This is a genomic window from Streptomonospora nanhaiensis (assembly GCF_026642255.1).
GTDB classification, from domain to species: Bacteria; Actinomycetota; Actinomycetes; order Streptosporangiales; family Streptosporangiaceae; genus Nocardiopsis; species Nocardiopsis tropica.
On sequence record NZ_CP113264.1, the window covers coordinates 6,687,986 to 6,710,603 of the forward strand.

A 22,618-nucleotide genomic window follows, 5' to 3' on the forward strand; every position below is an offset into this window, starting at 1 on the left:
GCCGTCGGCCGGGCGGACTCCGCCGGAAGCCCCCCGTGGTTCGCCGCCGTATCGGCCCGCAGAACCGCGTCCGGCAGGAGGAAGCCAGCGAAAGCGGTAAGGAGCACCACGAGTAGCGTCCTGACGGCAGCGAGCATCACGATCTGTTCCTCATCTGGAGGGAGACACGGCGAGAGGTGCTCTCCGACCCCTGAGACGCGTCAGATCGCGCGGGGTCAGCCCGGAGCCCACCTGACCGCAGCATGCCACACCGGACCCAGGGGTATCAGGCGTTTCAGGATTCCAGCGAACATTTCCTGAGACACGCGCAATGTTCCGTTATGCGCCCATCAGACCACTGATCTCCAACTTCATCCTGATGGATGCGCAGTGGGGTGTCGGCACCGTATCGAGGATGAGAACCGCCTGCTCCCAGTGCTCGTCGGCTTTGCTCGTACACCCCTCGCGCGAGTACAGGTCTCCGAGGCGGTCCCAGGCGAGCCCCTCGTCCAGCCGCGAGACCCCGCCGCCGGCGAGTTCCCGCGCGTTGCGGTACTGCAACCTCGCCTCGGCGTACCTGCGTCGCGCCACGTGGACGTCGCCCAGCACCACCAGGAGGTGGGCCTCGACCAGGGGGTCGCGCAAGACCCTGATCCGCTCCAGCCCGGCCGTCACCACCTCGTGTGCCTCCGCCACACGGCCCAGGCCCAGCAGCGTCGATCCGATGCCCGCGTCGGTGTTCAACTCCTCCGCGGTGTCACCGACCCTTGCGAGCAGCTCCTTGGCCTCCCGGAACCGGGCGAGGCCCTCGTCATAGCGCTGAAGGTACTCGGCGAGCTGCCCCAGGTTGTTCAGGGTCTGCGCGACGGACCTCACGTCGCCCAGGCTCAGGAACGCCTCCAGTCCGCGCTCGCACATCCGCCGCACCTCCCGGTGGCGCCCGCGGTGGAAGTGGATCATGGCCGCGTTGACCAGCACCTGTGCCTCGGAGCGCAGGTCGCCGAGTGCCTTGTACAGGGTCATGGCCCTCGTGAGCGCGTCCTCGGCCGCCTCGTACCGTCCCAGTCGGTTCTGGCTCACACCGATGTGGTTGAGGGCGCGCGCCATGCCCTCCTGTTCCCCCAGAGCGGCGAACCCCGCCAACGCCCGGTGATAGGCCCCGAGCGCCCCCTCGGTGTCACCGGCCTTGTGGAGGATGACACCGAGCTGGTCGAGGGAGAGGGACCGGCCGTACCGCCCTTCGGCCCCGCACCGCTCCCACACCTCCAGAGCAGCACGCACGTCCTCCTCGGCCGAGGGGTCGTGCAGCCGCCCTCGTGCACGACCCAGCTCGTAGAGCGCCTGGGCCAGCCCGGGGCCGCTGCCGATCAGCCGCCAGGCCGCCACCGAACGTGCGTGCAGCGCCTCCGCCCGGTCCGACGGCCCGTCCGTGTCCATGAGCCCCGCGGCGGCGAGCGGGATCCGGGCGACGTGGCCGGTGAACCCGTGGTCCTGCGCGTAGGAGACCGACTCCTCCAGAGCGGAGAGGCCGGTGGCGAACCAGGCCCGTGCGGCACGGGCGTCCGGGAACTCCGGCACGTACTCGCACAGCGGGGCCGACTCCCACCTCCGTCTGCCGGGGAGGGCGGCCCGGTCGGCCGCGTCGGCGACCGCGAGGGTGTGGTCGAGGTATCTCCGTCTGATGCCCCGGGACTCCGCCGGGTGGAGCAGCACGGCCGCGCGCCGCCGGGCGTAGTCGTGCAGGAGGGAGTGCATCCGGTGCGTTCCCGGAGAGGTCTCCTCCACGAGGTGGTTTCCCAGGAGATCCTCGACCGCGCTCTCCGCCCGGGCCCACGACCCGGACATGGCCGCCAGGGTGTGGAGGGACACCTCCCCGGTCGGGTGCAGGCCCGTCGCGAGGAACGCCGAGCGGGCCGACGCGTCGAGATCGGAGTACGCCAGGTCGAACACCGACGCCAGGTTGCGGTCTCCCACCGCCACCTCGGAGATCCCGTTCCGGACGATACGGTCAGCGAGGTGGTCCAGGGTCCACGTACGGTGATTGCGCAGTCTCCCCGCGACCAGGCGCAACCCCAGGGGCAAGCCCCCCAGCAGTGACAGCAGCCGTCGTCCTGCCTCCCCGTCCGGCGGCATGCCGGTGAAGGCCTCGAACATCCTTGCCGAGTCCGCGGCGTCCAGACGGCCGAGGACGAGGCGGTGCGCACCGTCCAGGTCGGTCAGGGTCGTGCGGCTCGTCACCAGGACCGCACTCCCGGAAGTGCTCGGCAGGAGCGGTCCGACCTGGCCGGGGACGGCGTCGTCCACGAGGAGGAGCACCCTGTGGCGGGCGGCCCGGACCCGCCACAGCTCGGCACGGGCGTCCGGTTCGAGGGGGATCTCCTCCTTCGGCACGCCGATACCGCTCAGCAACCGGTACAGCAGGTGGGTGGGGTCGACCGGTCTGCCGTCCCCGTGGAGACGCAGGTGCACGCGGATGTCGAACTCGTCCCGCAGCAGGTGGGCCGCGTGCAGGACGAAGGACGACTTCCCCACCCCGGGGGTCCCCTCGACGACCTCGACCACCGTGGAGCCCCGACCGGAGCGGACCCGGGCCAGCAGGCCGGCGAGCTCGCTCTCACGCGTGACGAAGTCGAGGGCCCCCAGTTCGAGGTTGTCCCAGACGACGGGCGCCGGTCGGGAGACCGCCTCTGGGAAGGGCGGTGCGGGCAGCGCCTCCCGAAGCGGATGAGGGGGCCCGGGCAGGACCCCCGGCGGAGAGACCGGTCGGACGTGCGCCCGCCGCTCCTCCTCGAGGATCTCGTGGAAGAGCTTCTGCGTCCGTTCGTTGGGGTCGGCCCCGTTCTCCCTCCGGTGGTAGTCCCTCAATTCGTTGTAGCACTCGACGGCCTCGGTCTGGCGGTCGGTCGCGGCCAGGGCGCGCATCCGGTGGTAGGCGAGCGAGTCGTTCCCGGGGTGTTTCGCACAGGCGTCCGCCAGGCGGTCCAGCACCGCCTCGTACTCGCCGAGACCTGCCTGGGCCTCGGCCCAGCGCACGAGCACCCTCACACGGGTCTGCTCCATCTCCTTCCTGGCGCAGGCCGCCCACTCCCCCCGGACCTCCGAGAGCGGATCACCGTCCCACAGCTCCAGGGCCTGGGCGAGGAGGTTCACCGCGAGTCGGCGTTCGCCCGCGCCGATCCGCTTGCCCGCCTCCTTGTACAGCCGGTTCACGCGGTTGAGGTCCACCGAGTCCGGATCGACGTCCAGGACGTAACCCGGTGCCCGGGAGACGAGGGGCAGGACCGCTCCGAGGTCACGCACACGGTTCCGGATGCGGGTGATGTGCGAGTAGAGGCTGGTGCGGATCGAGGCCGGTGTGTCCTGACCCCACACACGGTGGATCAACGCCTGGACGGACACGACCTTTCCCGCCGAGTGGGCCAGGACAGCGAGGAGGAGCCGTTCCTTAGGAGGCCCCATCTCCACCGGTCTGCCGCCGACCAGTATCCGGGGCTCCTGGGCGAGGATCTTTATCTCCAACCGGCCACCACCCAATGGTCACCTTCCACACCGGCCCATAATCGCACCCCGCATTAAGGATTACCAGGATCACGAATACGGACACCGATTGACAGAGAGCTATGAGAAGAGCCCTGAACAGCGAAAATAGATGAACAATAACCCCGAGAAGCCCCTTCGGGACAGGGATGTATCACCCCGGGGTATACATTTCGATCGGAAATCTATAAGCTCTCCCCGCATGCACGACAATTACACACGGGCATCGGCGCATTCCACCGCATAAACCGATGCACGCCTGTTCGCACGTGCACACCCCCGGACGTGGGCCCCTTCCCCCTTCGGGCGCGGAACGGGGTCTGCCAGGGGCAGATCTGCGGCGGGCCGAAACAGTGGAAGCCGCGGGGGCCGCGGCCTCAGGCTGGAACCACCGGCCGGGCGGGCGACCATCCCGCCACGGAGGGCCGGACGAGGAGGGTTCCATGTCCATCCACCCACTTCCCGTCGCCTCGCACGAGGCGGCGGGGGCGGCCTTCGACGACCAGATGGCGGCGCGCCTCATGCGCAGCCGCATCGTGCTGCTGGGCACCCAGGTCGACGAGACCAGCGCGAACCGGGTCTGCGCCCAGCTGCTGCTGCTCGCCGACGAGGACCCGCACAAGGACATCACGCTGGCCGTCAACAGCCCCGGCGGCTCCGTCTCCGCGGGGCTGGCCGTCTACGACACGATGAACTTCATCCCCAACGACGTGTCCACGCTGGTCATGGGGTTCGCCGCCAGCATGGGCCAGTTCCTGGCCTGCGTCGGCGCCCCCGGGAAGCGCTACAGCCTCCCGCACGCGCGCATCATGATGCACCAGCCCAGCGGGGGGCTCGGCGGGACCGCCGCCGACATCGCCATCCAGGCGGAGAACCTCGCGCACACCAAGCAGACCATGGTGCGGCTGATCGCCCGGCACACCGGGCAGTCGGAGGAGACCATCTCCCGGGACCAGCACCGCGACGCCTGGTTCACCGCGGAGGAGGCCAGGGACTACGGGTTCGTCGACCACGTGGTCGCGTCCGTGGCCGAGGTCGACGGCGGCGGCATCCGGCTGGGCACGCACGCCCCCGGCTTCGCCACGGGCACGGCGGGGGGAACCCGATGAGCGGGCGGTACACGGTGCCGATGGTCGTGGAGCGCACGCCCCACGGCGAGCGGTCCTTCGACGTCTTCAGCCGGCTGCTGTCGGAGCGGATCGTCTTCCTGGGCACCCCGATCGACGACGACGTCGCGAACGTGGTCATGGCGCAGATGCTCCACCTCGACTACGAGTCCAGCGACGCCGACATCCAGCTGTACATCAACTCGCCGGGCGGCTCGAACACCGCGCTGACGGCGGTCTACGACACCATGCGGTTCGTGCGCGCCGACGTCGCCACGGTGTGCATGGGCCAGGCGGCCTCCGCGGCGGCGGTGCTCCTCGCGGCGGGCGCGCCCGGCAAGCGGCTCGCGCTGGAGCACGCGCGGGTCCTGCTGCACCAGCCCTCGGGCGAGGGCCAGGGCGTCGCCGCCGACCTGGAGATCCAGGCGGGCGAGATCCTGCGGGTGCGCTCGCAGGTGGAGGAGATCCTGGCGCGGCACACGGGGCAGACGGTGGAGCGGCTGCGCGCCGACACCGACCGGGACAAGATCTTCACCGCGCAGCAGGCCAAGGAGTACGGCCTGGTGGACGGGATCATCACCACCCGCCAGGTCGCACCGGAGGCCGTCGGCGCGTCCTGAGGGGCGGTGGGCCCGGGGCCCGGCGGGCGTGCCGCCGGCCCCGGGGCCTCCCGGCGCCGGTCCGCGCGGACCGGGCCCCGCACGGACCGGTCGCCCCGGACGCGCTCCGCCCCCCGACCTCGCCGGGGGGCGGAGCAGGACCGCTGCGCGGCCGGGGAGAGCGAAGAGCGGCTGCGCCCTCGGCGGGCCCACCGCGGGCCGCTACGCGGCCAGGGAGAGGACCACCCCGGCCTGGTGGGCGGGGGCGGCGACGGGGGTGACCGGCGCGCGCCGGAAGTCGCCCGGGCCGGTGCGTGTTCGCGTGAGCGGGACCATCACGGTCCGCTCGTACAGTGCGGCGAGCACGTCGGCCATGCTGAGGCCGAGGGAGCGGTAGACGGCGGCGAGGACCTCGGAGGAGGCCTCCTTGCGCCCGCGCTCGATCTCGGACAGGTAGGGGAGGGAGACCTGGGCGTCCTCCGCCACCTCGCGCAGGGTCCGGCCCTGCTCGGTCCGGGTCCGCCGCAGGAGGTCGCCGATGAGGTCCCGCATGAGCGGTTCCGGCGGTTCCTCGGCGCGGTGACCCCTCCGGGCCTCGTCCAGGGAGCGTAGGACGTCGGTCATCGGGTCCTCCCGGTGGGTGAGCGGTGGTCTCCTCCGAGCGTACGCCGTGCCCGGCGCGGCCGGGAGGCGCACGGCGCCCTTCTGCGGAAGGCAGAACCGGCCGGGGACGGACGCGCCACCGCGCCCGGGGACCCTCCGGCACCTTCCCGCCGTCCGGGCCGCGCACGGCCCTCCCCCGGGCTCAGGGGCGGGCGATGCGGTCGACCACCCCGTGCACCCCGGCGCGGACCCGCTCCTCGGACATCCCGCGCTCCTGGCGCTGGTGCACGTGGAGCGCGGCCTCCAGGGGGGTGAGCAGGGCGTCCGCCAGGTAGGCGTGGTCGGCGTCCGGGCGCAGTTCCGCGACCAGGGAGACCAGGTGCGCGTGGTGGGCGGCGTAGGCCCCGCTCCGGTAGCGGGCCCGGGGAGAGGCGGTCTCGGCGACGGCGAGGAGTTCGGCCTGGGCCTCCAGGCGGTCGACGAAGGCGTCGGCGAAGGCGTGCAGCCGTTCAAGGGGCGGCGCTCCCGGCCCGAGGGGCGGCGGGCCTTCGAGGAAGCCCCTCTGGAACTCGTACTCCTGGGAGTCGACCATCGCGTGGGTGAGCCCGGCCAGGTCGCCGAAGCGCCGGTAGACCGTGCCCACCCCGGTGCCCGCGCGGGCCGCCACGGCCTCCAGGGTGAGGCCCTCCGTGCCGTGTTCGGCGTGGAGTTCGCGTGCGGCGGCGAGGAGGGCCTGGCGGTTGCGGGCGGCGTCGGCGCGCTCGGGGCGCGCCGCTCCGGCCATGGGGAGCGTCCGGCGCCGCGGCCCGGGGCCGCTCACGGGGACGCCTGCGGGGGTTCCTGGTGACCTGCGAACACGCGGCGAGTATAGCCAGAACCCCGCCATCCCCTTGTAAGTGGAAAAAATTCCACTTAGTATCGGCCGCACGGGGAGCCCTCCCCGGACACACCACCCCCAGCAACGCACCAGGGAGCCGACATGGCCCACGACAGCACACGGAGTCCCCTCGCCGGACGGGTCGCGCTCGTCACGGGCGGCAGCCGCGGGATCGGCGCAGCGATCGTCCGCAGGCTGGCCGCCGACGGCGCCGACGTGGCGTTCACCTACCTGAACGCGCGGGAGCGCGCCGAGGCGCTGGTCCGCGACGCCGAGGCGGCCGGGGTCCGCGCCCTCGCGGTCCGCGCCGACTCCGCCGAACCGGACCGGATCCGCGAGGCGGTCGACCTCGTCCACGCGCGCCTGGGCGGACCGGACATCCTGGTGAACAACGCGGGGATCGCCGTCTTCGGCCCCTTCGGCGACGCCACCGTGGCCGAGTTCGACCGGTCGATGGCCGTCCACGCCCGCGCCGCGTTCGTCGCCGCTCAGGCCGCCGTCCGGCACATGGGGCCGGGGGGCAGGATCATCGGCGTCGGGACCAACCTGAGCGAGCGCGCCTCCCTCCCGGAGGCCACCCTGTACACGACGAGCAAGGCGGCCCTGGTGGGGCTGACCCGCTCGCTGGCCCGCGAGCTGGGCCCCCGGGGGATCACCGTCAACCTCGTCCACCCGGGGTCCACCGACACGGAGATGAACCCGGCCGACGGCCCCGGCGCGGACGCCGAGCGCGCGCTGACCGCCCTGGGGCGCTACACCGACCCGGAGGACGTGGCGGCGTCGGTGGCCCACCTGGCCGGGCCGGGCGGGCGGAGCATCACGGGGACGTCGATCCTGGTCGACGCCGGGGCCAACGCGTGAGCGCGCCGCACCCTTCCGAGTGGCTCCCTCTCCCCTGGGCGCTGCTCCTGGCCGCCGCCGCCCTGGAGGTGGTGTGGGCGCTGGCGATGAAGGAGTCGCACGGCTTCTCCCGGCTCTGGCCGAGCGCCCTGGCGGTGGGCGCCGCCGCGACCAGCTTCACGCTGCTGTCCCTGGCGCTGCGCGACCTGCCCGTCGGCACGGCGTACGCGGTGTGGGTCGGGCTCGGCGCGGCCGGGGTGGTCCTGGCCGGGATCGCGCTCCTCGGCGAGGCCGTCAGCCCGCTGCGGATCGGCTTCGTCGTGCTGATCCTGGTCGGCGTCGCGGGTCTGCACCTCGTGGAGGGGGCGGCGCCGCCCTCGCGGGAGGGGTCGCCGGAGGCCTCCGGCGACCGGGGCTGACCGCGGCCCCATGCGGAGGGGCGGGTCCGCCGACCGCGGGCGGCGGCCGGCGCCCGTCGGGTCCGCCGACCGCGGGTCAGGTGTCGTCCACCGCCGCGCGCAGGTCCCGCAGGAGCGTGAGCACGACGGGTCGCAGCGAAGGCCTTATGGCGTCGAAGACCTGCCGCTGCTTGCGCTCCATCTCCTTGCGCCGGATGGCGAGGACCCGCTCACCCTCCTCCGTGAGCGCCACCACCGTGCTGCGCTCGTCCCGCTCCGAGCGGCGGCGCGCCATCATGCCCTTGCGCTCCAGCTGTTGGATCATGCGGGTGGCGGAAGGAGAGGAGACGCCCACGATCTGGGCGACGGCGCCCACACTCGGGTTGTCCATGCCCCGCACCGCCTCCATGAGCAGGGCCTGCGTCAGAGTGAGTTCTTCGGCACCCCGGTGTCCGTGGCCGCTGCGCGAGCGCGCGTGTATGGCCGCGTTGATCAGTTCGGTCCAGGCACGCTGGAACTCTTCGAGCTCGGCACTTGGCTGCTCGGCACTTGGCTCGTGGGTCTCGTCGGGCACGAAACGGTCCTCGCAGGCTGGGCGGGCGCCGCGGGTCCTCCGACCCGCGCGGTGGTTTGACGTTTGTGTAGTCTAACTATTAAATAGCTTAGGCACGCAAGTTCATAAGCATCCATGCCCCCACAAACCGTAGCGACACCCCGTCCACGCGTCCGCTTGTGGACGACGAGGACCGCCGCTGGGGGCAGTGGACGTCCGCCCGGCACCGGGCGGGCCCGGACCGGTCCGGGAGGGGCGCATTGACAACAGTGCTGATCGCGCATTTCATCGCAGCGGCGATCGCACCCTTACTGGTACGCCAGTGGGGCCGCAACGCGTTCTTCGCCCTCGCCGTCGTCCCCGGCGCGTCCACCGTCTGGGCCCTCTTCCAGACCCCCGCCGTCCTGCGCGGCGGCGAGCTCTCGGCCTCCGTGGAGTGGGCCCCCGAGTTCTCGCTCAGGCTCGGCCTGTACATGGACACGCTCGGGCTGGTCATGACGCTCATCGCCGCCGGCGTGGGCACACTGATCCTGGTCTACTGCGCCCGCTACTTCAACGACTCCGAGCCCGGCCTGGGCCGCTTCGCCGGGGTGTTCGTCGCCTTCGCCGGGGCCATGCTCGGCCTGGTCCTGGCCGACGACCTCATCCAGCTCTTCGTGTACTGGGAGCTGACCACGGTCTTCTCCTACCTCCTCATCGGGCACAACACGGAGCTCAAGGAGAGCCGCCGCTCGGCGATGACGGCCCTGACCGTCACCACCTTCGGCGGCCTGGCCATGCTGGTCGGCATGATCATCCTCGGCGAGACCGCCGGGACCTACGTGATCTCCGAGCTCGTCGCCGCCCCGCCCTCGGGAACCCTGGTCGAGGTCGCCCTCGCCCTCGTGATGGTCGGCGCGATGTCCAAGTCGGCGCTCTTCCCGTTCAGCCTGTGGCTGCCCGCCGCCATGCGCGCGCCCACGCCGGTCTCCGGCTACCTGCACGCCGCGGCGATGGTCAAGGCCGGCGTCTACCTGGTCGCCCGGCTCACCCCGGCCTTCCCCGACTCCGCCGTCTGGACCTGGTCGGCGCTGTTCTTCGGCGTGCTCACCATGCTGCTCGGGGGCTGGAAGGCGCTGCGCCAGTACGACCTCAAGCTCGTCCTGGCCTACGGCACCATCAGCCAGCTCGGCTTCCTCATCGTCCTGCTCGGCGCGGGCACCCGGGCCGCGGCCCTCGCCGGCGTGTCCATGCTCATCGCGCACTCGCTGTTCAAGGCGCCGCTGTTCCTCGTGGTCGGCATCATCGACCACAGCACCGGCACCCGCGACCTGCGTGAGCTCTCCGGCCTGCGCACCTCCATGCCCGGGACCTTCTGGATCTCGGTCCTGGCGCTCGCCTCGATGGCGGGCCTGCCCCCCACCCTCGGTTTCGCCGCGAAGGAGCTCGCCTTCGGCGCCTTCACGGAGGGCGGTCCCTTCGACACCGCCGTCCTCGTCGGCATCGTCACCGGCTCCGTCCTCACGGTCGCCTACAGCCTGCGCTTCCTGTGGGGGGCGTTCGCCGTCAAGGAGGACGTCCCGGACACCCCGGTGCACGCCCCCGGAGCTCTCTTCCTGGCGCCCGCCGCGGCCATGGCCGCGCTCGGCCTCCTGGGCGGACCGCTCTCCCTCCTCCTGGACTCCCTCCTCGCCCGCTACGCGGACACGGTGCCCCTGGCGCCCGGCGCGTACACGACGCACCTGGCGCTGTGGCACGGCTTCGAGCTCCCCCTCCTGCTGTCCGCCGTCTGCGTCGCGCTCGGCCTCGTGCTGTTCTACTTCCGCCACCAGGTCGTGTGGATCGGCACCCGCACCTCCTTCGTCGACCCCGACCGGGTCTACCGGCGGATGCTCGCGGCCCTGGAGAACCTGGCGCTCCAGGTCACCGGGCGGACCCAGCGCGGTTCGCTGCCGGTCTACCTCGGCACCGTCCTGGTCTCCCTGGTCGTCGCCGCGGGCTGGTGGATGGTCAGCGGCCGCATCTGGGAGGGGCCGCACCCCGAGGTGCGCCTCTGGGACACCCCGGTCCAGGTCATCCCGGCGGTGATCGTCGCCGGGACGGCCCTGCTGGCCCTGTTCGTGCGGCGGCGGCTGTTCGCGGTGATCCTCGTGGGCACCGGCGGCTACGGCATCGCCGCCCTCTTCTACCTGATGGGCGCGCCGGACATCGCGCTCACGCAGTTCCTGGTGGAGACCGTCAGCCTGGTGGTCTTCGTCCTGGTCCTGCGCCGGCTGCCCTCCCTCTTCTCGGCGCCCGCGCTGCGCGGCCGCCGGGTGTGGAACATGGCCATCGGCGCCGCCACCGGCATCCTGGTCGCCACGATGACCTGGTTCGCCCTCGCCGCGCGGCAGGCGCCCTCGGTCTCCGAGGGGTACCCCGCCGCCGCCGAGGAGGCCGGCGGGTACAACATCATCTCGGTGCTGCTGGTCGACGTCCGCGCGTGGGACACCATGGGCGAGATCTCGGTGCTCGCCGCCGCGGCCGCCGGCGTCGCGAGCCTCATGTTCGTGCGCCGCCGGGCACAGCCCCGCAAGGCTCCGGGCGGCGTGATGGCGGTGTCCGTCACCAAGTCCCCGGAGCCCGCCGGCGACCGGAGCAGCATCGACCTGGGCGAGCTGCGGATGGCACCGGACAGCATGCACATCAAGCCCAGGTGGAACAACGCCTGGCTGCCGGGCGCGGACGCCCTGCCCACCGAGCGCCGGTCGGTCATCTTCGAGGTCGTCTCGCGCTTCCTCTTCCCGGTGATCATGGTGATCTCCGTGTACCTGCTGCTCACCGGCCACACGGCGGTCGGCGGCGGGTTCGCGGGCGGCATCGTCGCCGGGCTGGCGTTCATCGTCCGCTACCTCGCCGGAGGCCGGTTCGAGCTGTACGCCACGGCGTGGGTGCAGCCGGGGGCCCTGATCGGCGCCGGGCTGGCGCTGGCCACCGGCACGGCGCTGGGCGGGGCGATCTTCGGCACCGACGTCCTCGCGGGAGGGGACGCCTACATCGACCTCTGGATCCTGGGCGAGGCCCACGTCACCGTGTCCATGATCTTCGACATCGGCGTGTACCTGCTGGTGATCGGCCTGATCCTGGACATCCTGCGCAGCCTCGGCGCCCGTATCGACGAACAGATCGAGAGGGACGCCGCACACGCGGAAGAGGACGCCAGGGCAGACGCGCTGGCCCGGGCCGAGGAGGTCACCTCGTGAACGAGTCACCCAGCCTGATCCTCGTCGTCCTCGTCGGCGTGCTCGTCGCGGTGGGGGTCGTGCTCCTGCTGGAGCGCAGCCTCACCCGTGTGCTGCTCGGCTTCATCGTGATGAGCAACGGCGTCAACCTGATGATCCTGTCGATGGCGGGGGAGGCCGGCGAGCCGCCGATCCTGTGGTTGTCCGAGCCGGAGGAGATGACCGATCCGCTGCCGCAGGCGATGATCCTGACAGCGATCGTCATCACCCTCGGCATCACCGCGTTCCTGCTGGCGATGGCGTACCGGAACTGGCAGCTCGAGGGCAACGACGAGGTCCAGGACGACGCCGAGGACATCAGGATCGTGCAGGGCGAGGGCCGCCGAGCGGTGCGGCAGCGCTTCGCCAAGGAGCGCCGCAGGCTCCAGGCCGACATCCGCCGCCAGCGCGCCGAGCTCCAGGCGACCATCGCCGCCGCCGACGCCCAGGAGCTGGCCGAGCAGGCCCGCATCAAGGCGGAGATCGCGGCGGCCCAGGCCGAACTGGCCCGCTACGAGGTCGAGGCCGAGGAGAGCGGGCCGGACGAGCGGTCGCAGGAGACCATGCGCAGGCTCACCGACCGCACGGAGAGCATGACCGCCCAGGTGCAGGAGCTGCGCGGGCGCATCCGCCTGGGACGCAGGCGGCTGCGCGAGCACCGCCGCGCCGACCGGGCCGCCGAGCGCGAGCTGTGGCGCGAGCTGCGCCGCCGCATCCGCTCGCAGCGGCGCCAGGCGCGCCAGACCATGTCGGCCGAGCGCGAGCGCCTGGCCCGCGCCGAGGACAGCGACCTGCAAGGGAGTGACTGATCATGGATGGGGAATACCTCGTCGGTTTCGTGCACTACCTCATTCCCCTGCCGGTGGTGCTCCCGCTGTTCGCGGCCGGGGTCAAGCTGGCCCTCGGCATCCGCTGGCCGCGGGTCCAGCAGTGGCTGAGCGTCATCTCGCTGGCCCTCGTGCTGATCATCGGGTTCGCGCTGATGCTGGGCGCCTACGAGTTCGGACCGCAGGCCGTGCAGGTGGGCGGCTGGGACGCGCCCATCGGCATCACCCTGGTCGCCGACCAGCTGTCCGCCCTGATGGTGACGGTCTCGGCGGCGATCACGCTCGCCGTGCTCGTCTACTCGATCGGCCAGGGCATGGCGGGCAAGGCCGAGGTCGCGCCGCTGTCGGTGTACCAGCCGACCTACCTGATCCTGGTGGCCGGCGTCTCCAACGCCTTCCTCGCCGGTGACCTGTTCAACCTGTACGTCGGGTTCGAGATCCTGCTGACCGCCAGCTACGTGCTGCTGACCCTGGGCGGCACCCAGTCGCGGATGCGTGCGGGCGCCATCTACGTGGTCGTGTCGCTGGTGTCGTCGGTGCTGTTCCTGATCGCCATCGCGCTGATCTTCGGGGCCACCGGCACGGTCAACATGGCGCAGCTCGCCGAGCGCCTCCCGGAGATCTCCCCCGACCTCAGGGTCGTCCTCCAGGTGATGCTGCTGTTCGCGTTCGGCATCAAGGCGGCGGTCTTCCCGCTGGCCGCCTGGCTCCCCGACTCCTACCCGACCGCCCCCGCGCCGGTCACGGCGGTGTTCGCGGGCCTGCTCACCAAGGTGGGCGTGTACGCGATCATCCGCGCCCAGACGCTCTTCTTCCCGGGCCAGGTCCTCAACGACCTGCTCATGTGGGTGGCCCTGGCCACCATGATCATGGGCATCCTCGGCGCGGTCGCGCAGACCGACATCAAGCGTCTGCTGTCGTTCACGCTGATCAGCCATATCGGCTACATGCTGTTCGGCGTGGCGCTCGGCAGCGAGCACGGCCTGGCCGGAGCGGTGTTCTACGTGGCGCACCACATCACCGTGCAGACGACGCTGTTCCTGGTCACGGGGCTCATCGAGCGCCGGGGCGGGTCGACGTCGCTGGACCAGCTGGGCGGGCTGGGTCGGATCGCGCCGGTACTGGCGGTCCTGTTCTTCATCCCCGCGATGAACCTGGGCGGCATCCCGCCGCTGTCCGGCTTCCTGGGCAAGATCGGCCTGCTCCAGGCCGGTGTGGAGGCGGGCACGCCGCTCTCCTACACGCTGGTCGGGGCCTCGGTCCTCACCAGCCTCCTGACCCTGTACGTGATCGCGCGGGTGTGGAACTACGCGTTCTGGCGGACGCCCTCCGAGGGCATGGTGGCCGAGCCCGGCACCGTGCTGGAGGACGTCGAGGCCGACGACGCGTCGACCGCGGCCCTGGGGCCGGGCGAGGCGGTCGGCCCGTCCTCCCGACTCGGCGACACCTCGACCCTGGCGGGCCCGGTCGTGACGTCCGTGGTCCTGCCCAAGAGCATGGTCGGCGCCACGGTCGCGCTGGTCGCGTTCGGCCTGGCCCTGACCGTGTTCGCGGGCCCGCTGATCCACTACTCCTCGGAGGCGGCGGTGGAGCTGATGGCCCGGACCCCGTACGTCGAGGCGGTTCTCGGAGGCGCCCGGTGATCGACCTGAAGGCGAAGAAGAGGATGGGTCTGGCCGCACTGCGGCGGCGCCTGGGCAAGGTCCAGGTCCCGGTGGCGCTCGGCATGACCCTGGTGTGGCTCCTGCTGTTCGACGGCTTCCGGCTGCGCTTCGAGTCCCTCGGCCTGCTGGTCCTGGGGTTCCTGGTGTCGGTCGTGATCATGCTGGTCTTCCCGCTGCCGCCGATCACCCCGGGGTTCCGGTTCCGGCCGGTGTACCTGGTCCGCATGCTCGTGTACGTGTTCGGCAGGATGGCCGTGGCCAGCTTCCGGGTGACGGTGCAGACCCTCTCCCCCGGCCCCGTGCGCAGCTCGGTGGTCGCGGTGCCGCTGCGCACCGAGGCCGACCTCATGCTGGTGTGCACGGCGATCGCCAGCTCGATCATCCCCGGCAGTGTGATCGTCGAGGTCTCCCAGCCGAACCACATCCTGTACGTGCACCTGCTGGGCGCGGACGACGAGAAGGGCATCGAGGCCGGCCGGGAGGACATCTGGAAGCTGGAGGAGCGGATCGTGATGGCTTTGGGCACCCGTGAGGACGTCGACGCGCTCCGTGCCGGACCGACCGTCGACGACCGGAGGGAGGACGCGTGAACATCCTGTGGATCGCCATCGGCCTCCTGCTCGGGGCGGCCGTCCTGCTGGGCGTGACCCGTATGGTGATCGGCCCCAGCATCCTGGACCGGGCGCTGTCCGTGGACGTGCTGCTCGCCTCGGCGCTGACCGGCATCGGCGCCTACGCGGCCTTCCACCGCGACCCGACGGTCCTGCCGACCCTGCTGGTGCTGTCGCTCCTGGGCTTCATCGGCTCGATCAGCATCGCCAAGTTCGTCGCCCGCCGCCCGGAGGAGCACGTGGCCACGCCGACCGAGCCCCCGGCCCCGGCCCCGGCCCCTGAGGAAGGGGGTTCGTCATGAGCGACCAGGTCGTCGCCGTCCTGGACTGGATCGCGATCCTGTGCCTGCTGGCCGGGGCGCTGCTCTCCCTCGTCGCCGGGGTGGGCCTGATCCGCTTCCCCGACCTGCTCTCCCGCATGCACACCGCGGCGAAGCCGCAGGTGCTGGGGCTCCTGCTGGTCCTGGTCGGGATCGGCATCCGGCTGATCCCGGAGGAGACCAACGTGTTCAACATCGGGACGCTGATCCTGGTGGGCCTGTTCCAGGTGGTGACGGTCCCCGTGGCCGGCCACATCGCCGCCCGGGTGGCCTACCGGACCGGGCGGGTCCACGCGGACCTGATCGTCCGCGACGAGCTGGCCGAGCGGCTGGCCGCCAAGCGCCGGGCCGACGGCGGCGGGGGGCCTCCCGAGACACGGGCCTGAGCCGGGGGGACCCGGTCCGCGCCGGAGAGGGGAACGGCCGGGGGAGGAGGTCCTCCCCCGGCCGTTCCGCGTGCCGCCGCCCACCGCGCCCCAGCGGGCGGCCGCGCGTGCGCGCGGACCGGGGTCCGCGCGCACGGGTCACCGTGCGGGGCGTCCGGCCCCGCCGTCGGTCATCAGCCTCGACCGCACGAGGAACCGGCGGCCGGTCGGCGCCTCCAGGGAGAAGCCCGCGCCCCGCCCCGGGACGACGTCGATGGTCAGGTGGGTGTGGCTCCACACCGCGAACTGCGAGCGGGACATCCACACCGGCACCGGTTCGGGCGTGCCCGCGTCCAGGTCGCCCAGGTGGACGTCCGAGTCGCCCGTGCGGAACTCCCCCGCCGGGTAGCACATCGGCGAACTGCCGTCGCAGCACCCGCCGGACTGGTGGAACATGAGCGGCCCGTGTTCGTCGCGCAGCTCGCGGAGCAGGGCCGCGGCCTCCTCGGTGACGGCGACCCGCTCCACCTCCTCGCCGCTGCCGGGGGCGCCCATCAGAAGAGCCCCGCCGCCTGGTCCGAGTAGCTGACCAGCAGGTTCTTCGTCTGCTGGTAGTGGTCGAGCATCATCTTGTGGTTCTCGCGCCCGATGCCCGACTGCTTGTAGCCGCCGAACGCGGCGTGCGCGGGGTAGGCGTGGTAGTTGTTCACCCACACGCGGCCGGCCTGGATGTCGCGGCCCGCGCGGTAGGCGGTGCTGCCGTCGCGCGTCCACACCCCCGCCCCCAGCCCGTACAGGGTGTCGTTGGCGGTCTTGACGGCGTCGTCGTAGCCGTCGAAGCGGGCGACGGACACCACCGGGCCGAAGATCTCCTCCTGGAAGACGCGCATGCCGTTCTGCCCCGCGAACACGGTCGGGGCCATGTAGTAGCCGCCGGAGAGGTCGCCGCCGAGGTCGACCCGCTCGCCCCCGGCGAGCACCTCGGCGCCCTCCCGCCGGGCGATGTCGACGTAGGAGAGGATCTTCTCCATCTGGTCGTTGCCGGCCTGCGCTCCGAGCATGGTGCCGGTGTCGAGCGGGTCGCCCTGCACGATCCGGCCGACCCGCTCCAGGGCGTCGCCCATGAACTTGTCGTAGAAGGAGTCCTGCACGAGCGCGCGGGAGGGGCAGGTGCACACCTCGCCCTGGTTGAGGGCGAACATCGCGAAGCCCTCCAGCGCCTTGTCGTAGAACGCGTCCTCGGCCGCGGCGACGTCGGCGAAGAAGAGGTTGGGGCTCTTCCCGCCCAGCTCCAGGGTGACCGGGACGAGGTTCTCCGACGCGTACTGCATGATCAGGCGCCCGGTGGTGGTCTCGCCGGTGAAGGCGACCTTGCGCACCCGGGGGCTGGCGGCCAGCGGCTTCCCCGCCTCCACGCCGAAGCCGTTGACGACGTTGAGCACGCCGGGCGGCAGCAGGTCGGCGACCAGCCCGACCAGGAGCATGATGGACGCCGGGGTCTGCTCGGCGGGCTTGAGGACCACGGCGTTGCCCGCGGCGAGCGCGGGCGCCAGCTTCCAGGTGGCCATGAGCAGGGGGAAGTTCCACGGGATGATCTGCGCGACCACGCCCAGGGGCTCCTGGAAGTGGTACGCGACGGTGTCGCCGTCGATCTGGGAGTTGTGCCCCTCCTGCGCGCGGATCGCCCCGGCGAAGTAGCGGAAGTGGTCCACGGCCAGCGGGAGGTCGGCGGCCAGGCACTCGCGCACGGGCTTGCCGTTCTCCCAGGACTCCGCGACGGCCAGCCTCTCCAGGTTGTCCTCGATCCGGTCCGCGATCCGGTGGAGGACGAGGGCCCGCTCGGCCGGCGAGGTGCGGCCCCAGGCGGGGGCGGCCCCGTGGGCGGCGTCGAGCGCGAGCTCGACGTCCTCCGCACCGCTGCGCGCGACCTCCGTGAAGGTCTGCCCGGTGACGGGCGTGGGGTTCTCGAAGTAGCGGCCCCGCACGGGCGCGACCCAGTCGCCGCCGATCCAGTTGTCGTAGCGCGGCGCGTACTCGACGATGCTCCCCGGCTGTCCGGGGGGAGCGTAGACCGCCATGGTGGCCTCCTTCTTCGGTGGGGCGCCGGTGGTGCGGCCGGCGCCCGGTTCCGAGGGGTCTGGGGCCGGTGACGCTAGTCACGGCGACGTTGCGACCACGTTGCGGGAGCGGGGCGGGGCGGGTTCAGCCGCCGAGCCAGCGCAGCCTTCCCCGGAGGGCGGCGTGGCGTGGGGACCCGGGGTCGAGGGAGCGCAGCGCCGCGGTGACCACCCGGGGGTCGTCGCGCCACTCGGGGTCCTCCGACCAGGCCAGGAGCACGCTCGGCGGGGCGTTGGCCCCGAGCACCTCGCACACCTCCGCCTGGAGGGCGTCGCGGATCTCCGCCACCCCCGGCGCCTCCGACCGGGGCAGGACCGGTCCGGCGTAGACCTCCAGCGCCCTCCGGTAGGAGCCCTCCGCCAGGTGGCGCCGGACCTCGTCGATGTCGGTGGACGGCGGGCGGAGCAGGCGGTAGGGGCGTGACGCGAGCAGGCCGGGGCCGAGCAGTCGGCGCAGCCGCGACATCTCCGCGCGGACGGTGACCGGGGAGGCGTCGTGCTCGTTCAGCCGCGCCCCGAGTGCCTCACCGGTGAGGCCGCGCGGACTGCGGGCGAGCAGGAGGAGGATCTCGGAGTGGCGGACGCTCAGCTCCGCCTCCCGGCCGTCGAGGGCGACCAGGGCCCCGGCGCGGCCCAGGACCCGCAGCGCGGGGCCCGCCGACGGGCCCCGTCCCGGGGGCGGCGCGGGACGGGCGCCGACGGCCTCCCGCACACCCGGGGCGCGGTGCGCGCCGCGGTCCCCGGGTGCGGTCCGGGAGCGGGGAGGGCGCGCGCCGAGGCGCAGGGCCCGCAGCTCCATCTCCACCGCGGTGGCGGCCGTCCGCACCAGGGCGAGGGCCTGCGGGGAGGCGAGGTGGTCCTCGCCCGTGATGTCGAGGACGCCCAGGACCTCGCCGGTGCAGGGGTCGTGGAGGGGCGCGGCCGAGCAGCTCCAGCGCTGCACGCCTCTGGAGAAGTGCTCGCTCGCGAACACCTGGACCTCGTGGTCGAGGGCCAGGGCGGTGCCGGGCGCGTTGGTCCCCGCGGACCGCTCGTGCCAGTTGGCGCCCTCCACGAAGCACATGTCCTCCGCGCTGTCGCGCAGTCGGCGGTCGCCCTCCACCCACAGCAGGCGTCCCGCGGCGTCGCCGACCGCGACGATCTGCGGACCGGGCGCGGTGTCGACCAGGAGCCGGCGCAGCAGCGGCATGGCGGCGGCCAGCGGGTGGGCGTCGCGGTGGTCCCGCAGGGCGTGCCCGGCGAGCTCGATCCGGGGCACGGTGGTGTCGGGGTCGACGCCGTGCAGGACGCTGCGCCTCCAGGACTCGCCGACGACCGCCCGGACGGGGCCGCTGACCCGGCCGGAGCCGGTGAAGCGCTCGTGTGCGGCGGCCACGTCGCGGCGCACGGCCTCGGGGTCGGTGTCCCACGACCACGCGTTCCACGTCCCGGACATCAACGGCGCTCCCCTTCGTCGAGACGACGGCGGACCGTGCCGGCGGACCGCCCCGACACCCCGATTGAAGCCGCGCCCGCCCCTCCTGACAAGTGGTTCCGCGAGAACGGACGGAGGTCCGTCCCGGTCCGGGCAGCAGGGCCCTGGGGGGAGGAAAGCGGCCCGGGACGGTCCGGGGGCCCGGACGTGCGCGTGCCGGCCGTCGTGCCGCCCCGCGCACGGCGGATGCGGCGGGTGTCCGGGCGGGATTCCCGCAGGCAGCGGCCCTGGACGGCGGAACGCGGCGGCCCGCCGCCGTCCGGACGTCCACGCTCCGTCGTCGCCCGGTGGCACAATACGGGCCATGTCCTCTCCCCCTTCCCCCTCCTCTCTCCCGGCGCCGCACGGCGCGGGCGAGCCCCCGGTCCGACCGTCCCGGGGCGGTCCCGCCTCCCCCGAGCCCGCGCTGCGCCCCGGCAAGCACTGGTACTGGGTGGGCGGCCTGGTCTTCCCGGCCACCCTCCTCTTCGGCGTCCTCCTCCTCTCGGGCGAGGAGGACACGCCGCCGGAGATCTTCTTCGGGATCGTGACGCCGGTGCTCGGCTTCATCGCGAGCCTGGTCGTCCTCCTGGTCGTCTTCCTGGTGCGCGCCGGCCGGGAGGCGGCGCTCCGCCGGGCGCGGTACCCGCACCCGTACCCGCCGGGCGCCCACGGAGGGCCCGCCGCGCACGGGGCGTACGGCGCCGGCCCGGTCCACGCGGGACCGCCGCCTCCCCCGTTCCGTCCCCGGATCGACCGGAGGGCGATCCGCCCCCGTCCCCGGTGGTTCTGGATCGGCGGGCTGTGCGTCCCCGGGGGCATCGCGGCCGGGGCCCTCGCCATGTGGGCGGTGACGGCCTCGGGCAGTGCGCTCCCGGACTTCGCCGGACAGGTCGAGTCCCGCGGCGAGATCGCGTTCGAGGCGGCCGAGGGAGAGGACGGGGCCTGGGGGCTGTGGGTGTCGCCCGGCGACGCCTCCCACCACTACGACTGCACGGTGGAGGGGAGCGACCCGGCCGACCACCCCTTCAGCTTCCCCGGCCTCTCCTACGAGTCCGACGGCTGGAGGCTGGTCGACGCCATCGACACCCCCGTCCCGGGCGAGTACACGCTCGTCTGCGACGGGGACCCGGGCGTCTCCTACGCGGTGGGCGACATCGCCACGGCGGAGGCCGCGAACTCCCGCCGGGACTCCGGGCTCTGGGCCCTGCTGCTGCTGTCCCTGGCGGGGATCGTCGCCGGACCGGTCGTCATCGTCGTGACGGCGGTCAGGCGGGGCCGGAGCGAGGCCCGCCTGCGCGAGGAGGCGGGGCGGGAGGCGGACGGCGCCTCCGACGGACGGCCCGGCCCGGCCGCACCCCCCGGCCCCCCGGCCGGTCCTGCGGCCGGAGGCGGCGCGGACCCGCGCTACCGGGACCACGGCATCACCATCGTCCCCCCTGCCCCGGAGGGCCGGCCGCGGCCGGAGTGACGTCGGCGGGGCCGGAGAGCCTTCTCCGGCCCGGGCGTCGTTTCCCGTCCGGCGGTGCGAGGGCGGCCGGGCGCCGGCGCCGCACCCCGGCCCGGGCCGTCCGGCCCGCACCCGTCGCGCCCCCGGCGCCCGGAACCTTCCTTGCCGCGCCGGGAGCCCCGCCACGGCGTGGAGCGGCCCGGCGCCCGAGCCCCTCCCCCTGGAGTCCCTTCCCTTCCGGGACCGTGCGCGCGGCCGGCCTCAGGCGGGCCCGGGGCCGCGCCCGGCCGGGGGAGCGGAGGGCTCCTCGACCAGTGCGGCGAGCGCGATGGTCATCGCCACCCGCGCCTCCGGGTCGCCCAGCGGCAGGTCCGCGACCCCGCCCATGCGGCGCAGCCGGTACCGCACCGTGTTCGGGTGCAGGTCCAGCTCCTCCGCGGCCCGTCCCAGGTCGCCGTGCGCGTACAGCCACGCCCGCAGCGTGCTCGCGTAGTCCGTCCCGTGCACGGCGTCGTGGCGCACCAGTTCCGCGACGGGGTTGCGGGTGGGCAGCCTGCCGGTCTCGGCCACCAGCCGCAGGCGGCGCAACAGCACCGCGTGCCAGACGTCGTCGTAGACCACCGGCCCGGCGGTCCCCGGCGACCCCGGCCCCGCGGCCGGCGCCCCGCGCGCCCCGCTCCGCCCCGGGGGCGCCGTGCGCACCCCACGGCCGTGCAGGGTCAGGCACTCGTCCGCCTCCTGCCTGCTGGCCGGGAGTCCGGAGGGGTCGGCGGCGCCGCCCACGCCGGCGGCCACGCCCAGCTGGTCCGGCAGCCCGCGCACCGTCGACCGCACCCACTCCACCGCCGGCGAGGGGTCGTCCCCGCACGGCAGCACCGTGTAGACGGTCGTTCCGAGCAGGGTGCTGCGACCGGGACGCGACCACCCGAAACCCGTGGTGACCAGCTCGAACAGGTGCAGGATCGCCGCCTCCGGCTCGGTCCTGGCCCTCGCCTGGAACGCGATCACCCGCAGGCCCGTGGCGGGCAGGCCGAGGCGGCCGGCCGTCTGCGCCGGGTCCGCCGACCCCTCCAGCAGGTCGATCACCGACTCCGACTCCACCTGGCGTTCCAGGTCGCTGCTCACCCTCGCACGCAGCATGTGCAGTCCCACGGTGTGCGCTCCCTCGCGCAGGGCGCGGGAGCGCCCGGCGTCCAGCGGGGCGTCGCACACCACCCACAGGGAGCCCAGGAGTTCGCGCCCCACCCGGATCGGCGCGGCCGTGCGCCCGCCCAGCCCGAGTTCGGGCACTCCGGGGACGAAGCGGGGCTCGGCGGAGGCCGCCAGCCCGGCGAACACCCCGTCGGCGTCGAGGCGTTCCCGGACCTCCTCCGGGGCCCTCCGGTCGATCACGGTGGCCCGGCGCACCCGGTCGGTGTCCCCCTGGGAGGCGGAGTAGGCGACGACGCGGGAGGAGCGGTCCTCGATCGTGACCGGTCCGCCGACCTCGGCCGCGACCGTGTCCGCGAGGGTGAACAGGTCGCTCGGCCCGCGTCCCGCCTCGGTCTCGCGGCCCTCCAGCACCAGGCCGTAGACGACGCCGGAGATCTGGCTCCAGGACACCGCGGGGTCGACGACGAGGAGGGCCAGCCCGCGCGCCCGGAGGTGTTCGCGCACGTCGTCCGCGGGGTCCGCGGCGGAGCGGAGGAGGACGACGGTGGCGCGCGCCTGCTCCGCGAGGCGGACCGCCTCGGCCGCGGAGTCCACCCCGACCGCGAGGAACGCGTCGCCCAGGGGCGGGGCGTCGTCGGTGGGATCGTGCATGGCGACGCTGCGCAGCTCCCTGCGGCGCAGGCCCTCGGCGCCCACCAGCCTGGCGCCGTACCCGCCCAGCACGTTGACGAGCCGGTCGAGGTTGATCATCTCCCGCTCCCCCTCCCACCACGATGTTGTCGGATCTCGACAAAACCAGGTCACGGGAATGTCGGCCCAGGATAACCCCGTCCCCCTCCGCCGTGGACACACTCGGTAATGAGCGGCAGCACCCCCCTCGCCGGCCCTCGCTGTGTTTCTCCACCCACGGACCGAGCCGTGGCGTGGG

At 73.2% G+C, this 22,618-nt stretch carries 19 protein-coding genes; 11 read left to right on the forward strand and 8 right to left on the reverse strand.

Translation table 11 applies throughout. The features are described from left to right. Nucleotides 1–318: 318 nt before the first annotated feature. Nucleotides 319–3,498 carry a BTAD domain-containing putative transcriptional regulator gene (locus OUQ99_RS28865; RefSeq protein ID WP_267946909.1) on the reverse strand — a complete coding sequence of 1,060 codons (3,180 nt, stop codon included), beginning with the start codon at nt 3,496–3,498 and terminating at the stop codon, nt 319–321. A 461-nt stretch (nt 3,499–3,959) separates the two neighbouring features. Between OUQ99_RS28865 and OUQ99_RS28870 the strand changes: the two genes are divergently transcribed. After that, on the forward strand, nt 3,960–4,625 hold the full coding sequence (locus tag OUQ99_RS28870) for a ClpP family protease (protein ID WP_267946910.1): 666 nt from the start codon (nt 3,960–3,962) through the stop codon (nt 4,623–4,625). After that, nucleotides 4,622–5,242, forward strand: coding sequence for an ATP-dependent Clp protease proteolytic subunit (locus OUQ99_RS28875; RefSeq protein ID WP_267946911.1), 621 nt, complete (start codon nt 4,622–4,624; stop codon nt 5,240–5,242). Before OUQ99_RS28870 ends, OUQ99_RS28875 begins: the two co-directional genes overlap by 4 nt. A 201-nt stretch (nt 5,243–5,443) precedes the next feature. On the opposite strand, the gene OUQ99_RS28880 is transcribed toward OUQ99_RS28875, so the two are convergent. Together OUQ99_RS28880 and OUQ99_RS28885 are read right to left on the reverse strand one after the other, a co-directional pair. Continuing rightward, the gene (locus OUQ99_RS28880; protein WP_276567175.1) at nt 5,444–5,845 is read right to left on the reverse strand and encodes a helix-turn-helix domain-containing protein; all 402 of its coding nucleotides are present in this window, start codon (nt 5,843–5,845) and stop codon (nt 5,444–5,446) included. A 181-nt stretch (nt 5,846–6,026) separates the two neighbouring features. Then, nucleotides 6,027–6,644, reverse strand: a complete 618-nt coding sequence (locus OUQ99_RS28885) for a TetR/AcrR family transcriptional regulator (RefSeq protein ID WP_267946912.1) — start codon at nt 6,642–6,644, stop codon at nt 6,027–6,029. 159 nt (nt 6,645–6,803) lie between these two features. Here OUQ99_RS28885 and OUQ99_RS28890 point away from each other — a divergent pair, with 159 nt between their 5' ends. Both OUQ99_RS28890 and OUQ99_RS28895 read left to right on the forward strand, forming a co-directional pair. After that, nucleotides 6,804–7,562, forward strand: a complete 759-nt coding sequence (locus OUQ99_RS28890; protein ID WP_267946913.1) for an SDR family NAD(P)-dependent oxidoreductase — start codon at nt 6,804–6,806, stop codon at nt 7,560–7,562. After that, a complete protein-coding gene (locus tag OUQ99_RS28895) occupies nt 7,559–7,960 on the forward strand; it encodes a DMT family transporter (protein WP_267946914.1) in 402 nt (133 codons plus the stop codon). Before OUQ99_RS28890 ends, OUQ99_RS28895 begins: the two co-directional genes overlap by 4 nt. 76 nt (nt 7,961–8,036) lie before the next feature. Here OUQ99_RS28895 and OUQ99_RS28900 read toward each other — a convergent pair whose 3' ends face one another. Continuing rightward, nucleotides 8,037–8,513 (reverse strand): MarR family winged helix-turn-helix transcriptional regulator, encoded by a 477-nt coding sequence (locus tag OUQ99_RS28900; protein WP_267946915.1) that lies wholly within the window; start codon nt 8,511–8,513, stop codon nt 8,037–8,039. Between the two features lie 248 nt (nt 8,514–8,761). Between OUQ99_RS28900 and OUQ99_RS28905 the strand changes: the two genes are divergently transcribed. Genes OUQ99_RS28905 through mnhG form a run of 6 tightly spaced genes read left to right on the forward strand, consistent with a single transcriptional unit; the run spans nt 8,762 to nt 15,539 of the window. Beyond that, a complete protein-coding gene (locus OUQ99_RS28905) occupies nt 8,762–11,713 on the forward strand; it encodes a Na+/H+ antiporter subunit A (protein ID WP_267950548.1) in 2,952 nt (983 codons plus the stop codon). Beyond that, nucleotides 11,710–12,540, forward strand: coding sequence for a Na(+)/H(+) antiporter subunit C (locus tag OUQ99_RS28910; protein ID WP_267946916.1), 831 nt, complete (start codon nt 11,710–11,712; stop codon nt 12,538–12,540). Before OUQ99_RS28905 ends, OUQ99_RS28910 begins: the two co-directional genes overlap by 4 nt. A 2-nt stretch (nt 12,541–12,542) precedes the next feature. Continuing rightward, complete coding sequence (locus tag OUQ99_RS28915; protein ID WP_267946917.1) at nt 12,543–14,201, forward strand: Na+/H+ antiporter subunit D; 1,659 nt, start codon at nt 12,543–12,545, stop codon at nt 14,199–14,201. Beyond that, nucleotides 14,198–14,812, forward strand: a complete 615-nt coding sequence (locus OUQ99_RS28920) for a Na+/H+ antiporter subunit E (protein WP_267946918.1) — start codon at nt 14,198–14,200, stop codon at nt 14,810–14,812. Before OUQ99_RS28915 ends, OUQ99_RS28920 begins: the two co-directional genes overlap by 4 nt. Beyond that, nucleotides 14,809–15,135 (forward strand): monovalent cation/H+ antiporter complex subunit F, encoded by a 327-nt coding sequence (locus OUQ99_RS28925; RefSeq protein WP_267946919.1) that lies wholly within the window; start codon nt 14,809–14,811, stop codon nt 15,133–15,135. Before OUQ99_RS28920 ends, OUQ99_RS28925 begins: the two co-directional genes overlap by 4 nt. Then, nucleotides 15,132–15,539 carry a monovalent cation/H(+) antiporter subunit G gene (gene mnhG / locus OUQ99_RS28930; RefSeq protein ID WP_267946920.1) on the forward strand — a complete coding sequence of 136 codons (408 nt, stop codon included), beginning with the start codon at nt 15,132–15,134 and terminating at the stop codon, nt 15,537–15,539. The genes OUQ99_RS28925 and mnhG overlap by 4 nt, the downstream gene beginning before the upstream one ends. A gap of 138 nt (nt 15,540–15,677) precedes the next feature. Here mnhG and OUQ99_RS28935 read toward each other — a convergent pair whose 3' ends face one another. From OUQ99_RS28935 to OUQ99_RS28945, 3 genes are all read right to left on the reverse strand, one after another. Beyond that, the gene (locus OUQ99_RS28935; RefSeq protein WP_267946921.1) at nt 15,678–16,073 is read right to left on the reverse strand and encodes a DUF779 domain-containing protein; all 396 of its coding nucleotides are present in this window, start codon (nt 16,071–16,073) and stop codon (nt 15,678–15,680) included. Further along, nucleotides 16,073–17,596 carry an acetaldehyde dehydrogenase ExaC gene (gene exaC, locus OUQ99_RS28940; RefSeq protein ID WP_267946922.1) on the reverse strand — a complete coding sequence of 508 codons (1,524 nt, stop codon included), beginning with the start codon at nt 17,594–17,596 and terminating at the stop codon, nt 16,073–16,075. The genes OUQ99_RS28935 and exaC overlap by 1 nt, the downstream gene beginning before the upstream one ends. Before the next feature lie 124 nt (nt 17,597–17,720). Next, nucleotides 17,721–19,070, reverse strand: a complete 1,350-nt coding sequence (locus tag OUQ99_RS28945) for a GAF domain-containing protein (protein WP_267946923.1) — start codon at nt 19,068–19,070, stop codon at nt 17,721–17,723. Between the two features lie 343 nt (nt 19,071–19,413). On the opposite strand from OUQ99_RS28945, the gene OUQ99_RS28950 reads away from it, so the two are divergent. Next, nucleotides 19,414–20,559 carry a hypothetical protein gene (locus tag OUQ99_RS28950; protein WP_267946924.1) on the forward strand — a complete coding sequence of 382 codons (1,146 nt, stop codon included), beginning with the start codon at nt 19,414–19,416 and terminating at the stop codon, nt 20,557–20,559. A gap of 240 nt (nt 20,560–20,799) precedes the next feature. Here the strand turns inward: OUQ99_RS28950 and OUQ99_RS28955 are convergent, their stop codons facing one another. Beyond that, entirely contained in the window at nt 20,800–22,440 is a 1,641-nt protein-coding gene (locus tag OUQ99_RS28955; RefSeq protein WP_267946925.1) for a PucR family transcriptional regulator, read from the reverse strand. Nucleotides 22,441–22,618: the final 178 nt, after the last annotated feature.